14 protein-coding genes are annotated in these 14576 nt (G+C 49.7%); 7 read left to right on the top strand and 7 right to left on the bottom strand.

What is annotated here, in order from left to right:
• Positions 1 to 30 precede the first annotated feature (30 nt).
• From ACGHTT_RS15710 to ACGHTT_RS15685, 6 genes are all read right to left on the bottom strand, one after another.
• A complete protein-coding gene (locus ACGHTT_RS15710; protein WP_390591864.1) occupies positions 31 to 678 on the bottom strand; it encodes a DUF799 domain-containing protein in 648 nt (215 codons plus the stop codon).
• Entirely contained in the window at positions 675 to 1049 is a 375-nt protein-coding gene (locus tag ACGHTT_RS15705; protein ID WP_390591863.1) for a DUF4810 domain-containing protein, read from the bottom strand. The genes ACGHTT_RS15710 and ACGHTT_RS15705 overlap by 4 nt, the downstream gene beginning before the upstream one ends.
• Positions 1050 to 1057: 8 nt before the next feature.
• Positions 1058 to 1399 carry a hypothetical protein gene (locus ACGHTT_RS15700; RefSeq protein WP_390591862.1) on the bottom strand — a complete coding sequence of 114 codons (342 nt, stop codon included), beginning with the start codon at positions 1397 to 1399 and terminating at the stop codon, positions 1058 to 1060.
• Positions 1389 to 2264 (bottom strand): CsgG/HfaB family protein, encoded by an 876-nt coding sequence (locus ACGHTT_RS15695; RefSeq protein ID WP_390591861.1) that lies wholly within the window; start codon positions 2262 to 2264, stop codon positions 1389 to 1391. The genes ACGHTT_RS15700 and ACGHTT_RS15695 overlap by 11 nt, the downstream gene beginning before the upstream one ends.
• A 211-nt stretch (positions 2265 to 2475) precedes the next feature.
• Entirely contained in the window at positions 2476 to 3168 is a 693-nt protein-coding gene (locus ACGHTT_RS15690) for an NDP-sugar synthase (RefSeq protein ID WP_390591860.1), read from the bottom strand.
• Positions 3169 to 3180: 12 nt separating this feature from the next.
• Positions 3181 to 4221, bottom strand: a complete 1041-nt coding sequence (locus ACGHTT_RS15685) for an aminoglycoside phosphotransferase family protein (protein WP_390591859.1) — start codon at positions 4219 to 4221, stop codon at positions 3181 to 3183.
• A gap of 184 nt (positions 4222 to 4405) precedes the next feature.
• On the opposite strand from ACGHTT_RS15685, the gene ACGHTT_RS15680 reads away from it, so the two are divergent.
• From ACGHTT_RS15680 to ACGHTT_RS15655, 6 genes are read left to right on the top strand one after another with little or no spacing between them, the layout of a single operon-like run.
• Positions 4406 to 6994, top strand: a complete 2589-nt coding sequence (locus ACGHTT_RS15680; RefSeq protein WP_390591857.1) for an LPS-assembly protein LptD — start codon at positions 4406 to 4408, stop codon at positions 6992 to 6994.
• A 10-nt stretch (positions 6995 to 7004) separates the two neighbouring features.
• Entirely contained in the window at positions 7005 to 8297 is a 1293-nt protein-coding gene (locus ACGHTT_RS15675; protein ID WP_390591855.1) for a peptidylprolyl isomerase, read from the top strand.
• A 12-nt stretch (positions 8298 to 8309) separates the two neighbouring features.
• Positions 8310 to 9299, top strand: a complete 990-nt coding sequence (pdxA, locus tag ACGHTT_RS15670; protein ID WP_390591854.1) for a 4-hydroxythreonine-4-phosphate dehydrogenase PdxA — start codon at positions 8310 to 8312, stop codon at positions 9297 to 9299.
• A gap of 13 nt (positions 9300 to 9312) precedes the next feature.
• A complete protein-coding gene (rsmA, locus tag ACGHTT_RS15665; RefSeq protein WP_390591853.1) occupies positions 9313 to 10122 on the top strand; it encodes a 16S rRNA (adenine(1518)-N(6)/adenine(1519)-N(6))-dimethyltransferase RsmA in 810 nt (269 codons plus the stop codon).
• A gap of 13 nt (positions 10123 to 10135) precedes the next feature.
• Positions 10136 to 10510: a Co2+/Mg2+ efflux protein ApaG gene (gene apaG / locus ACGHTT_RS15660; protein ID WP_390591851.1), complete on the top strand. Its 375-nt coding sequence runs from the start codon at positions 10136 to 10138 to the stop codon at positions 10508 to 10510.
• Complete coding sequence (locus tag ACGHTT_RS15655) at positions 10510 to 11322, top strand: symmetrical bis(5'-nucleosyl)-tetraphosphatase (RefSeq protein WP_390591850.1); 813 nt, start codon at positions 10510 to 10512, stop codon at positions 11320 to 11322. The genes apaG and ACGHTT_RS15655 overlap by 1 nt, the downstream gene beginning before the upstream one ends.
• Here the strand turns inward: ACGHTT_RS15655 and galE are convergent.
• Complete coding sequence (galE, locus tag ACGHTT_RS15650; RefSeq protein ID WP_390591849.1) at positions 11319 to 12326, bottom strand: UDP-glucose 4-epimerase GalE; 1008 nt, start codon at positions 12324 to 12326, stop codon at positions 11319 to 11321. The two genes, ACGHTT_RS15655 and galE, sit on opposite strands and share 4 nt — an antisense overlap.
• A gap of 308 nt (positions 12327 to 12634) precedes the next feature.
• On the opposite strand from galE, the gene ACGHTT_RS15645 reads away from it, so the two are divergent.
• Positions 12635 to 14557 (top strand): PrkA family serine protein kinase, encoded by a 1923-nt coding sequence (locus ACGHTT_RS15645; RefSeq protein WP_390591847.1) that lies wholly within the window; start codon positions 12635 to 12637, stop codon positions 14555 to 14557.
• Positions 14558 to 14576: the final 19 nt, after the last annotated feature.

Genomic DNA, 14576 nt, shown 5'->3' with positions numbered 1-14576 from the left:
GATGCCAGCGCATGCTGGCATGTTCAAAGTTTACTTTGTCTTCTTTGGTGCGTAGGGCCCTTGGGGAATAGCTTTGGCGCCAGAGTTGAAGGCGATATGATTGGCTTGCTGCATCAATGGAATATAGTTCGGTGCAGCTCTGGTAATACCCGCTGTTATCGCCGCAGCGACCAGGTCCGCCATTGGGTTGCCCGTCGAGTTATTGTTGGGCGTATACATGGTAGTTACTTGCTCACTCCAAATTTGGTTTCCCAATTTGTCATCAAGTGTGTAGTCAATTGAGACAGTTACCGTTGTGGAAAGTAACATATATTGAGCGTCCCACTTGTTGATTTCGACGTACAGTACTGAGTCGGCACCGAACATGTTCGCGAGACTTTCTGATCCGAGTTGCTTTATTGTTTCACCGTCGTAGAGACCCTCTTGTTCCAGCACAGTTTTCACTGTATTCACCGGGAAAACGTAATAGCCCTTATTGCCGAGTGGTACAGACAGTGTGCTCAAAGCAAATAAGGGTGCGTCGACATCAACGGTGTTATTGAGTACGGGCAAGATGAGAATAGAGCGAGGGTTTGCAGCATTAAAACCCGACCAATCATATTCAACTTTTTTTTGCGACGCGCAGGCAGTCAACAAGAGCCCGATGAGAGTGATAATAACGGTTGTTTTAATTCTCATTGTTCGGTTCCTTCTGCGCCGGCTCCTTTAGATTGCTGCTTTGAAAGCGTGCTAATGAGAGCGCTCATTAATACAGTGCTTTCGGGCCAGCTATCCATTTCTTTAGAATAGTAGGCAATGGCTTGTTCTGTTTGCCCTTGGCTAAGCATTAGAGTGCCGTACTCGGCATATAGACCGGGTGGTGGATTTATACCTTTTGCCTCTGCTCGTTCAAAAATTTTTGCTAACTCCTCCGTTAGTTCAATCCGCTCTTTGTCAGAGCTATCTTTATAATAGGTGTATAGTTCATTGGAGTAATTTCCCCAGTGGTTGTTGCTGGTTGCGCACCCCGATACCAGGGCGATTAGTAATAATGCCAATAGAGATTTCATTCTTAGCCCTATATCGCTTCAATCGAAAATTCTTTGTTGCTACCTTTGCTTACAAAAAACTTTTCTTTTTTTATAGTCTCTTTATTTGATTTCAATTCAAGTATGTGTGTGCCAGTGATGACCTTTAAGCGCGCGATGGAGGTTTGAAACTCTTGAGCGCTGCCCATGTGCTTGCCATCAATATATATTTCAATCGGAGTGTGTAGTGCTGATTCAGAAATTTTAAAGCTAATGCTCGCACTTTCTTCGACTGTTTTTGAATCTTTCTCGGGCGTGCTTGTTATGCAACCTGAAATGCTTAACGATAGTAGGCAAAAAACAATCAGTAGAGAACGTATTTTATTTAACATTTTCAGTCACCACGAGTGAATTTAGGTCGAAATTTTCGATGGAGCCGCTGCGTAAGCGAGCTATTGAGCCTTCATTAGTTTCATCGGTGCCAAAGGTGTCAATGATTTCTATGGTGGCTAGTTTTTTTCCTGGCAGTATTACAGTAAAGCCCGTTTGGGGGGATTTAACTTTCTTTCCTTCGCTCATAATGGCGAGCTCTAGCCCTGAAGATAAACCTTGGAGCTTTCCGCCGCTTATGTAAATATCCTTGCCTTCTACTGTCAGGATGCGAGTCGACCATGGTCGAGCGTTTAGGTTTGAAATAATATCGTTGACAACATCGGTAATAGCGTTGGCTATTGCCTTGTCGTTGAGAGTGCTGTCATAGGCCGCTGTTGAGCCAGTGAACGCTACTTCGCCGGTTTCTGTCGATGCTTCGCCAGCACCTGTTGCACTAAAATATGCTAATCCGTTTTGTGGATCTACTAAGCGCAGTGCAATTTTAGCGTTAGCACTTTGCTTTTTGGACTTCGACCAGAAGCCGACGGTGCCATCGGTGCTTCTACCAAACTCTACTAATGAGCCCATAATTAGCGTGTCGGCACCGGTCAAGTCAAGTTGATTCCCGGTAAGCTCAGATTCGTTTTTTAACTGAGCGATATCAGATCTTTCTAATACTAAAAATTGCCCACTTTCAATCAGCCGTTGCGCTAACATATCCGAAACTTGTTTGCCCAGCGTATCGTTATTTGTGTCACGCAATAAACTCTTTCCGTGCATAGTCTCATTGCTGAAGCGGCCAATAGCTATCTTTCGTTTTAGTACTAGACCTTTCTTTGCGGTAGGCGTTTGAGCCTCAACCATGGCCTGTGCTTGTTGGGCCATAGGGACGGTCGCGGTAGCCTCTGGTGTTGCCTTTGGTTGTGATGCGCAGCCGGACAATGCCGCGACAGTGATGAGTGCGGCTAGTGTTGGGAAATGTTCGATTTTCCATTGTTTATTCATAGGTTTCGTCCTGATTAATTTACAGTTGGCTGCCTTTCTGCTCGCACAGAAAACTGTTGCGCGTCGAGCTTGCCAGTTGTTTGGGGTATGGTCAATGCGTCCCGGTCGGGCTTGATTGCAGCGCTTCTAGGCGCGCGGGGGTACCCACATCTGACCAGAAACCGCTGCATAGATAGCCGTGAACTTTACTTTTATCTAGCCAATAATAAAACGCTTCTCGCAGTGGAAAACGTTGCCGTTTGAGCGGGAAATGGTCGATCAAAGTGGGCTTGGCAACACCTATGCCTGAATAGGTATAGGTTTGCTGGTGAGCTAAGCGCAGGGTGTCGTGTTGCAGTGAAAAATCGCCCTTTGGGTTGTGATCTGGGTTTGCGACTAAGGCGAGATTGGCTTGTGCATCAATGCTCTCTAGATCTCTTATGCGCTGGGCTAAGTTGACGTAGTCAAAATTACAGTAGATGTCGGCGGAAATCATGGCGAAGCACTGGTTTTGAAACCATGGCAGGCACAAGTTTAACGCGCCGCCCGTTTCCAACGGCTCCGGCCCTTCCTCTGAGTATTCAATGGCTAGGCCGTAGCGGTGTCCGTTGCCGCAGTGGTGTTTAATCATCTCGCCTTTGTAAGCGAGGTTGATGATCACCTGGCTGAAGCCAGCCTTGGCGAGCTTTTCTAAATGAAAGTCGATCAGCGCTTTGCCGTTGACGGTGAGTAAAGGCTTGGGCGTTTGGTCTGTGAGCGGGCGCATGCGCTCGCCTTTTCCAGCCGCAAAGATGATGGCTTTCATGATAATAGCGTCTTATTTGTCGCCGGCTTTGCGATAGTCTTGATACCAAGCTTGCGATTTGGCCAGCGGTATTAGGTTGGTGCGAAACCAATCGGCAAAGGGTAAAAACTCTGGGTAGGCTTCGGCAATTTCGAGCGTGTAGCGAATTACCAGTGGCAAATCTTTTAGGTAGCCATCTTTATCGTCGCGCAAATGGAGGCGAGCAAAAATACCCAGCACTTTAATATGCCTTTGTAATCCCATTAAGTCGAACCAACGCAAAAATGTTTTTTGAGTGATCGGCCGTATTAAGCCAACTTCTACCGCCATGTTGCCGTAGGCGAGCGCCCAGCGCTCGACGCTTTCCACCGGCCAGCGCACGTAGCAATCTCGTAGTAACGAAACGAGGTCGTAGGTAATGGGGCCAATCACGCCGTCTTGAAAATCGACAATGCCGGGCGCAAGGCCGTCGCGAATCATTAAGTTACGCGAGTGGTAATCGCGATGCACCAGTACTTGGGGCTGCTCTAAGGCTGGCTTTTCAAGTGCCGAAAAAGTCTGGTTTAGCATGGCTAGATCGGCATCGGATAATTGATAGCCGAGCAACTTTGGCACAAACCAGTCGACAAATAATTGCATCTCTTGGCGCAGCAGGGCTTGGTCGTAATGGGGTAGGTCAAGCGATTTGGTGGGTGTTTGTTGGAGCCGTAGAAGATCGGTAATGACTTCGCCATAGAGAATATTGGCGTTTTCGCCGTTAATTCGCATCAGCAGTGTCTCTGCGCCCAAGTCTTCGATCAGCAGATAGCCTTTGTCGAAATCGGCGGCGTAAACCTCTGGGGCGTGCACACCTTGCAGTCTGAGTAAGTGGGAGAGGTAGGCGAACACCTCATTTTTTTCGGTGGTGGGCGGGGCGTCCACCGCGATGAGCGGTGCTTGAGTATTTAGGCGAAAGTAGCTGCGAAAGCCTGCATCACCAGTGAGTGCGGTCATAATTAGCGGCCCAGACGGCAGCCAGCCCTTCTCTGAGAGTGTGGCTTGTACCCAGTGGTGCAATTCTGTTTGTGCGCTCACAAGCTATCCCTTAGCTAAAAAACGACCATGATTCCAGATTAAGCGTCGCGGCGAAAGTCTTGACTCACAACAACCTTTGCGCCTGCGGGTGTTTTCTTTCCACAGAAGGGCTTGTTTGCAGTAGAATCTCGGGCCTAGTGAAGAGCCTTTAGGGCTTGTACCCGACGTATTTAATAGAGATAGCATGCCCTTTAAGCCCTCCCACAAAAAAAGTGTACTTTGGCTCGCCATCACCGCCGCGCAGCTTGGCTTAACGAGTCTCGTGGCTTTGCCGTCAATGGCTCTGGCCGATGAACTGCCCTATGAGGCTGACCCCAAGGGCGACATGTTCGGCGCCAGCGCCAAAGCCTATAGCCGCGGCAGAGAGACGCTGGACTGGGTGCCGCGGGATGCGTTAACGGCCGAGCAATTGACGCGCTGTAAGCAAGCTTGCGAAGGCGCCTACATTGAGCCAAAGCGCACCGACGCCGAAGCCAACATGAGGCCAGATGCAGCGCCTGTTCGGGCCTCGGCGTCCGAGAGCCGGTGGGTGCAAGAGTCGAAGGCTGAGTTGTCCGGCGATGTAGAGGTGGTGCAGGGCTATCGACTGTTAACCGCGGATAAAGCCGTATTTGATCAGGCTAACCGCACCGCTACCATCGAAGGACACGTTGTGTTGCGTCAACCGGGTGCGGTGATGTTCGCCGAAAAGCTAAGCGTTGATGAAGGCAAGGGTGAAACTCGGATGGAGGATACCCAATTTGTACTGCACGACGCGCACATGCGCGGCCATGCTGCGAGCCTGACCCAACAGAGTGGCGCCCGTGTCGGCGATGATATCTACACGCTCGAAGATGGCAGCTTCACGATGTGTGCACCCGAGGATAATACGTGGCTGATGCGTGGCGCTGAAATCAATATCGATAATGCCACCGGCCAGGGCACGGCCAAGCATATGCGCTTAGAGTTATCTGATGTGCCGGTGTTTTATGCTCCGTATTTTCGCTTTCCAGCCAGCGATAAACGCATGACGGGTTTGCTTTTCCCCACCCTCGCGCACAGTGATCGCAACGGTCTCGAGTATGCCCAGCCCATCTATTTTAACCTGGCACCAGATTATGATTTAACCCTTGCACCGCGTTGGTTGGAGCATCGTGGTTTGAGTATGGAAGGCGAGGCGCGCCATTTGTCGCGTTATTTTAGCACCACTATTGCGGGTGCCTACCTCGGCGACGACAAGGGCGGTAACAATCAAAATTTGCAGGATAAGGCCGATGCCGGTGAAATCGACCAAAGCGACGTCACGCCATACCAAGGCGAAGATCGCTGGATGTATGGCGTTAAGCAAACCGGCGGTGCGGGTCAGGCCTGGCGCACGCAGATAGACTATGCGGAAGTCAGCGATATTGATTATCTACGCGAGTTCGACAGCGGCTCTATTGAAACCAGTTCGCGCACCCATTTATTGCAAACTGCGAGTGCCGGCTACGCCTTTGAGCATTGGCAGTTAGGCGTGAAAGCTGAGGCCCATCAAAACATTAGCGCCACTGGCGTCGAGCCCTATCGGCAGCTGCCACGGGTAGATCTCGATGGCAATTACGAATTTGATGGTGGCTGGTCTCTGCGCTTGCTGAACCAATACACGGTGTTTGACCACAGCGATGACTACTGGGATGAAACCGACCCAACCCCCACTGATAAGCGTATCGTCGGCGATCGCTTGCGCGCGGATTACCGTGTTGCGTGGGATAACCAGTGGCTTTGGGGTTTCTTGACGCCTGCGGTGATGGCCAAGCATCTTCAATATGACCTAGACCCAGAGCGCTTAAGCGCTGGTGCCAACACAGCACCAAGCTTGACGGGCGCGCAAGTGAGCTTAGATAGCGGTTTGTTTTTCGAGCGCGAAGGTGCACTGTTCGGCGGCGACTACGTGCAAACCTTTGAGCCTCGCTTGTTTTATTTTAATAGCCCAGAAATTGATCACAGCGATCTCTATGGCATTACAGACACCGGTAGAAGTGTGCAGTTCGATAGTTCGGAAACCACCTTCAGCTACGATCAACTCTTTCGTGCCTCGCGCTTTAATGGCGGCGACCGAATCGACGACGCCAATCAGCTATCGGTGGGTTTAACCTCGCGTTTTCAGTCGGCCCAAACCGGTGCCGAGCTGTTGCGCCTGAGTTTGGGGCAGATCTTTTATTTCGCCGATCGACAGGTGACACTGGATGGTTTGCCCCAAGATTCGCCGCGCTCGGAGATCGCAGGGCAAATTGCCGCTCAGATAGGTGCCAATTGGCGTTATAGCTTTGACATGGCTTACTCCCAAGACAACTACAAGCCCTCGCAGGCGAGTACTAGCCTGCGCTATGGTGATGAACAGGGTCGAGTTTTGAGCTTGGGCTATCGCTACCAGCGCAACGGTAGCGCGGTAGACACAAATACCGGTGAACTTTATGACACAACGATTGATCAAACAGACATTGGTATTGTTTATCCGCTAACGGGCGACTGGAATTTACTGGCGCGCAGCTTTTACGACCACACACTCGGGCGTGAAATGGATACCTTTGCTGGCGTAGAATACGATAGCTGCTGTTATCGTATGCGCTTTTTGGCGCGTCGCTGGACCGATAGTCGCGATATTGCCACCGTGGGTCCCTCTAATTTAGAGGTGGATCGCGGTGTATTTTTAGAGTTCCAGCTTAAAGGGCTGGGCACACTGGGTCAGCGATTGGATCAGGTGCTTCGAGAAGGCATCATTGGATTTGATCAACGCCCACAATATGAACCTTAACGGTAATGTAATGAAGTACATAAGAAAAAGCCTCGCCTGTTCACTGGTATTCATCGCTAGTTTGACCGCATTGCCTGCAATTGCAGAGTTAGAAAAGTTAGACAAGGTGGTAGCGATTGTCGACGAGGGCGTGGTGATGCAGAGCGAGCTTGAATCTAAGCTACGCTCGATTCGCACCAAGCTTCAGGCCAGCAATACGGAATTGCCGCCCGAGGATATACTGCGCTCGCAAGTACTCGATCATCTCGTTAACGAGCAAATTCAGTTACAAATGGCACGGCGTGCGGGTGCCCAAGTCAGTGGCCAAGAGCTGGACCAAATGGTGGAGCGAATCCGCACCTCGAATAATCTATCTCCCGAACAATTTGCTCAGCAATTGGCGTTAGAGGGCATTAGCCTAAACCAATTGCGCGAAGATATGCGTCGGGAAATGCTTGTGCGTCAAGTACAGCAGGGCAGCGTTAATCGGCGTATTCAGGTGACGGAATCTGAAATTGAAAATTTTTTGAATTCAACCGAAGGTAAGTTTTGGACCTCGCCCGACTATCTTTTGGGGCATATTCTTATCGCCGTGACCTCCGGTTCCAGCGAAGCCGACATTGCAGAGCTGGAAGCTAAAGCGAAAAAACTACAGCAGGAAGCTATGGCCGGGGCTGACTTTAGGCGCTTAGCCGTGGCTAACTCTTCAGGTCAAAATGCCCTCGATGGGGGTGATCTGGGCTGGCGTAAAGTGGCGCAACTGCCCGGCTTGTTTGCCGACAAAGTGGCGCCATTAAAAGTTGGCGAGGTGACGCAGCCGTTTCGCAGCGGTGCAGGTTTTCATTTAATTAAATTGTATGAGCAGCGCGGTGGTGGTGAAGTCTTGGTCGAGCAGACCAAAGCGCGTCATATATTAATTAAGACCAATGAACTGATAACCGATGTGGATGCCTTCGATAAATTGGAAGCGCTGCGCAAACAGGTACTTGAGGGTGCCGACTTTGCGGTGTTAGCCAAAGAAAACTCAGAAGATTTAGGCTCGGCCTTACAGGGCGGTGACCTCGGTTGGTCTAATCCCGGCCAGTTTGTGCCAGAGTTTGAGCAGACCATGAAGCAAATGGGCTTGGGTGAAATTAGTTTGCCTTTTCGCAGTCAATTTGGTTGGCATATTCTGCAGGTGTTAGAGCGTCGCAAGCAAGATATGAGCGATACTATGATTAAAAACCAAGCTGCAAATCTACTCCGCGGCCGTCGTTTTGAAGAAGAACTGCAAGTGTGGTTACAGGAAATTCGCGATGAAGCGTTTGTGGAGCTTAAACTTTAATCGGCGCTATTTGTGATTCCTCGTCTCGTTATTACGCCGGGTGAACCCGCGGGCATAGGCCCAGATATTGTTCTGGCAGCTGCTCAGCGCGCGCGCTCGGCCGAATGGGTGCTGGCGGCAGACCCAGCCCTGTTGCACGCGCGCGCGCGGCAATTAAACCTTTCGTTATCGCTCAGTGAATTTGATCCGAGCAGACCTGCCCGCGCTCAAGCGGCGGGTGAGTTGCTGGTTGTGCCTGTGCCTATGGCCGAACCAGCCGTCGCAGGCCAGTTAAATCAAGCCAACGGTGCTTACGTGCTGGCTACGCTAGATAAAGCGATTGAACTGTGTGTGGCGGCGCACGTTGATGCATGGGTGACGGGGCCGGTGCAGAAAAGTATTATCAATGACGCCGGCATAGCCTTCACTGGGCACACAGAATACCTTGCCGCTAAAGCTCAATGTCCAGTCGTGATGATGCTGGCGACGGAGGGGTTGCGCGTGGCGTTGGCAACGACGCACGTGCCGCTAAAAGATGTGCCTGCGGCTATTACGGCAAACTTATTGACCCAAGTGATTGAAATATTAGATCACGACTTGAAACAACAGTTTGGGATATCTGCGCCAAGGATCTTGGTGTGTGGTTTAAATCCACACGCTGGTGAAGGTGGCCATATGGGCCGAGAGGAAGTCGAGATTATTGAGCCAACGCTGCAGGCATTGCGTCAGCGCGGCATTGAACTGCAGGGGCCTTTCCCGGCTGATACCTTGTTCCAGCCTAAATATTTAGCCAATGCCGATGCGGTTTTGGCAATGTATCACGACCAAGGTTTACCGGTTCTGAAATACAAAGGTTTTGGTAAAGCGGTGAATATCACGCTAGGTCTTCCCTATCGTCGAACCTCGGTCGATCATGGTACGGCACTCGATCTTGCCGGCACTGGCAAGGCCGATTCAGGCAGCTTGTTAACAGCTATTCAATACGCCACCAACATGGCTAAAAATGCAAACGGTCAAGTGTGACCGAGGATTATTTGTGACAGATTTTCACCATAAGGCCAGAAAGCGATTTGGTCAGAACTTTTTAATCGACGACGGTATTATTGCGCGTATTGCGCGCGCGGTAACACCGAATGCCAATGAACAAGTGGTGGAGATTGGCCCCGGTAAAGGCGCGATTACCGAGCTGATGATTGCCGGTTGTCCGAGTTTAAAAGTTGTCGAGTTAGACCGCGATTTAATCCCATGGTTAAAAGTAAAATTCGACCGATACCCCGAGTTCGAAGTAATCGCCGCGGACGCCTTGAAAGTTGATTTCGCCGCCTTAGCTGCACCTGGCAAACCGCTGCGTATTGTGGGTAATTTACCTTACAACATTTCCACACCGTTGATTTTTCACTTGCTGAGCTTTGTTGGTAAAGTGCAGGACATGCATTTCATGCTGCAAAAGGAAGTGGTGCAGCGAATGGGCGCAGAGCCAGGCTCTAAGACCTACGGCAGGTTGTCGGTGATGGTGCAGTATTGGTGTGACGTCGAGTATTTATTTGATGTGCCACCGCAATGCTTCTCACCGGCGCCAAAAGTGGATTCCGCGATTGTGCGATTAACGCCTTATGCCAAACCGAAAGTTGAGGCGAAAGATCATCAGGTTTTACAAGAGTTGGTAACCGCTGCCTTTTCTCAGCGCCGTAAAACCCTGCGCAATACCTTAAAGCAACTGATGGATGTTGAGCAGATTGATAGCTTAGATTTTGATATGAGCCGGCGGCCAGAAACCATCTCTGTTGCAGAGTACGTGTTTTTAGCCAATACCCTGGTTGCGTTGCGCCAGTCGTCGCAAGCGTAGAGTTTTAGATTATATGTTGCCCGAAGATATTCACATCAAAGTAAAAAGTTTGTACCTTCCCGCCCAATCTTCGCCGAAGCAAGGCCGTTACGTGTTTGCGTACACCATTAGTATTCAGAACAAAGGTGAGCAAGCGGCCAAATTGCTGACCCGGCATTGGAAAATCTTGGATGGCAGAAACAAGCTGGAAGAAGTGCGCGGTGAGGGCGTTATCGGTGAACAGCCGCGCTTGTCGCCTGGTGCAGAGTTCACCTACAGTTCTGGCGCCGTACTCGAGACCCCCAACGGTACCATGGAGGGTAGCTATCAGTTCAGCACTGACGCTGGCGAGCTGTTCGATGTCGCGATTCCTTTGTTCGCCCTTACCCTACCCGGCGCGCTGCATTAATGGCCACCTACGCAGTGGGCGACATACAGGGCTGTTTTGAGCCACTCGAAAAGCTTCTGCAGCAAGTACAGTTTGATCCCAAGCAAGACCGGCTCTGGGTCGCCGGAGATCTGGTCAACAGAGGCCCTGCATCACTGGCAGTACTGCGCTTTATTAAAGGGTTAGGTGCGGCGGCAAGTGTGGTGCTTGGCAATCACGATTTACATTTTCTGGCGGTTGCGGAAGGCATTAAATCGGCGTCGAAGGCCGATACATTGGCCGAGCTTCTCGGCGCGCCAGACTTGCCCGAATTGATGGCATGGTTGCGCACTTTGCCGCTTATGCATCGCGATAAGTCGCTTGGCTTTGCCATGGTGCATGCAGGGATTCCGCCCATGTGGAGTTTGAAAAAAGCGGAGAAGCGAGCGCGAGAGGTGGAGGCGGTTTTACAGAGCGGCGATTATCGACGCTTCCTAAAAGCCATGTATGGCAACGAGCCTGCGGGTTGGCGCAAGGGCTTGAAGGGTATGAAGCGACTGCGAGTTATTACCAACTACTTTACGCGCATGCGCTTCTGCGACCCCGAGGGTAGGCTCGATTTGAATAATAAGGCCGCCCCGAGTGCCGTTAACCTCGGTTACGCGCCTTGGTTTGCCTTATTAAATCGAAAAACGGCTGAAGATCGCATTGTTTTTGGCCATTGGGCGGCGCTGGAGGGGTACTCCTCCCACCCCAACGCCTTTGCCCTCGATACTGGTTGTGTCTGGGGTGGTTGCCTCACCATGATGCGTTTGGACGATCAGCAGTTGTTTAGCACGCCCTGTTCTGGCTAGCACTGATAGCCGTTAGGGTTTTGCTGAGTCCAGCGCCAACTGTCTTTAATCATCCGCTCTAAGCCGAATTCTGCCTGCCAGCCAATACAGGCTTTAGCCTGGGAGGTTTCTGCGAAACAGGTTGCTAAATCCCCTGTTCGGCGTGGCTTTATGGCGACCTTGATGGCTTCGCCGCTGATCTTGCGATAGGCGTTAACAACATCCAAGACACTATATCCTTGACCAGTACCCAAATTCACCGCTTGGCAGCCGGGTGCCATTTTTTCCATGGCCTTGATATGACCCCGGGCGAGATCTACCACGTGAATGTAGTCCCTAACGCCGGTGCCGTCATGGGTATCGTAGTCGTCGCCAAATACCGGTAGTTCAGGTAGCTTACCAATGGCAACACGGGCTACGTAGGGCAGGAGATTATTCGGTATCCCGCTGGGATCTTCGCCGATTGTGCCGCTTTCATGTGCGCCGATTGGGTTGAAATAGCGCAGCAACCAGAAGCGCCAGCGGGCATCGCTGGCGGCGATATCGGTCAGTATCTGCTCAAGCATCAACTTGGTGCGCCCGTAGGGGTTGATGGCGCCGAGCGGTGAGGATTCGGTAAGCGGCACCCGGGCTGTGGGAGAATAAACGGTCGCCGAGGAGCTAAACACTAGGTCGAACACCTGTTTAGACTGCATGACGTCAAGCAGCACCAATGTGCCCGCGATATTGTTATCGTAATAGCTCAAGGGTTGTTGCGATGACTCGCCCACAGCCTTTAGGCCGGCGAAGTGAATCACCTGTTTAATATCGTGTTGCTCGAAGACTTTTTCCAAGCCAGACTTGTCGCGAATATCGACGTTATAGAACGGAATTTTTTGGTTAGTAAGTGCTTCCACTCTAGCCAAGGACTCGCGTTGACTATTACACAAATTATCGACCACAACAGGCTGATAGCCAGCTGTCACCAGCTCCACTAAGGTGTGACTGCCAATGAATCCTGCGCCACCAGTGACTAAAATAGTCATCTTTCCATCCTTTGATTTAGACCTATTGAAATCCGCTATTGTAACCCGATCATATGATCAATGCGCTAGTGAGTCGACCGAGTGCGTAATCATCAGTTTCACTAGCATTTGATTGTTGGAAAATGGGCACTTATAAATATTTAACAAATCTTCTGCTTTGCGGTCTAAGAATGGGACTATGCTTACTACAGAATCTAACTTTTCTGAGTTGTCAGCGCAGGCTCGCAACTTGAAAAACAACCAAGGTAATTGTTATTTAAATTAAGTGACCAAAAGCTTTCTGGCTTTCAAGGTAAAGGAGCGATGTGATGAGTATTTTCAGCCATTACCAGGACCGTTACGAAGCAACACAACAGGAAGAGTTATCGATCCAGGAATACTTGGATTTGTGCAAATCTGATCCATCCGTGTACGCCACGGCAGCTGAGCGAATGTTGGCAGCCATCGGCGATGCCGAGTTAGTGGATACCTCTAAAGACTCGCGTCTGAGTCGCATTTTTTCTAATAAAATCATTAAGCGTTACCCCGTCTTTGATGACTTTTACGGTATGGAAGAGGCGATAGAGCAAATCGTTTCATTCTTTAAACATGCCGCACAGGGTTTAGAGGAGCGCAAACAAATTCTCTACCTGTTAGGCCCCGTGGGCGGCGGTAAATCTTCCTTGGCTGAAAAACTCAAGGCGCTTATGCAGGAAAAACCTATCTATTGCATTAAAGATTCACCCGTCTTTGAATCGCCTTTGGGTTTATTCAACCCCGAAGAAGATGCCGCTATTCTGGAAGAGGATTATGGTATTCCTCGGCGCTATATAAAAACCATTATGTCGCCTTGGGCCTCGAAGCGACTGCAGGAATATAAAGGCGATATTAGCCAGTTTAAAGTGGTGAAGTTATTTCCGTCCATATTGAATCAAATTGCGATTACTAAAACCGAACCGGGGGATGAGAACAATCAAGATATTTCCTCGTTGGTGGGCAAAGTTGATATTCGAAAACTGGAGGAGTTTCCACAGAATGATCCGGATGCCTATAGCTTCTCCGGCGGCCTAAGTCGAGCCAACCAAGGCTTGATGGAATTTGTGGAAATGTTCAAAGCGCCGATAAAGGTGCTGCATCCCCTCTTGACGGCCACGCAAGAAGGTAATTACAACTCAACCGAGGGGCTGGGTGCGATTCCGTTTGAAGGCATTGTATTGGCGCACTCGAATGAATCAGAATGGCAAACCTTCAAGAACAATAAAAACAACGAAGCCTTCATCGATCGTGTTTATATCGTAAAAGTGCCTTACTGCTTGCGCGTCTCCGAAGAAGTTAAAATCTATGAGAAACTCTTGCAGAACAGTTCGCTCAATGGTTCGCCTTGTGCTCCAGATACCTTACATATGTTGGCTAAATTTGCAGTGTTGTCTCGCTTAAAGGAGCCGGAGAACTCCAATCTGTTTTCCAAGATGCGTGTTTATGACGGAGAAAACCTAAAAGATACCGATCCGAAAGCAAAATCAATGCAAGAGTATAAAGACAGCGCCGGTGTTGATGAGGGCATGAATGGGCTGTCCACACGTTTTGCCTTCAAAATTTTGTCTAAGGTGTTTAACTTCGATCCTACTGAAGTGGCTGCAAACCCTGTACATTTGCTCTATGTGTTGGAGCAGAGAATAGAGCAAGAACAGTTTCAGCAGGAGTTGAGGGATAAATACCTTGCTTTTATCAAGGAACATTTGGCGCCGCGCTATGTGGAATTTATCGGTAAAGAGATTCAGACAGCCTATTTGGAATCCTATACCGAATACGGACAAAATGTCTTTGATCGCTATGTTCTTTATGCTGATTTCTGGATTCAGGATCAAGAGTATAGAGATCCAGAAACTGGCGAGATCCTCAATCGCTCTTCGCTAAATGAAGAACTTGAGAAAATTGAAAAGCCAGCGGGTATAAGCAATCCGAAAGACTTTCGTAATGAAGTTGTTAATTTTGTGTTGCGCGCCAGAGCGAATAACCAAGGTAAAAATCCAGCTTGGAACAGTTATGAAAAGCTAAGGACGGTGATTGAGAAAAAAATGTTCTCAAATACCGAGGATTTATTGCCAGTTATTTCTTTTAATGCAAAAGCCTCTGCTGACGACAAGAAAAAGCATCAAGATTTCGTTGCACGCATGACCGAGCGAGGGTATACCGAAAAGCAAGTGCGGTTAATGTCTGATTGGTATTTACGGGTTCGTAAATCGCAATAGATCATTCATAGTGAGGTTA

The organism is Simiduia litorea, assembly GCF_042853465.1.
In the GTDB taxonomy this organism is placed as follows: Bacteria; Pseudomonadota; Gammaproteobacteria; order Pseudomonadales; family Cellvibrionaceae; genus Simiduia; species Simiduia litorea.
Note: the sequence above shows the minus strand (reverse complement) of the source record. Positions and strands in the feature narration are given on the sequence as shown.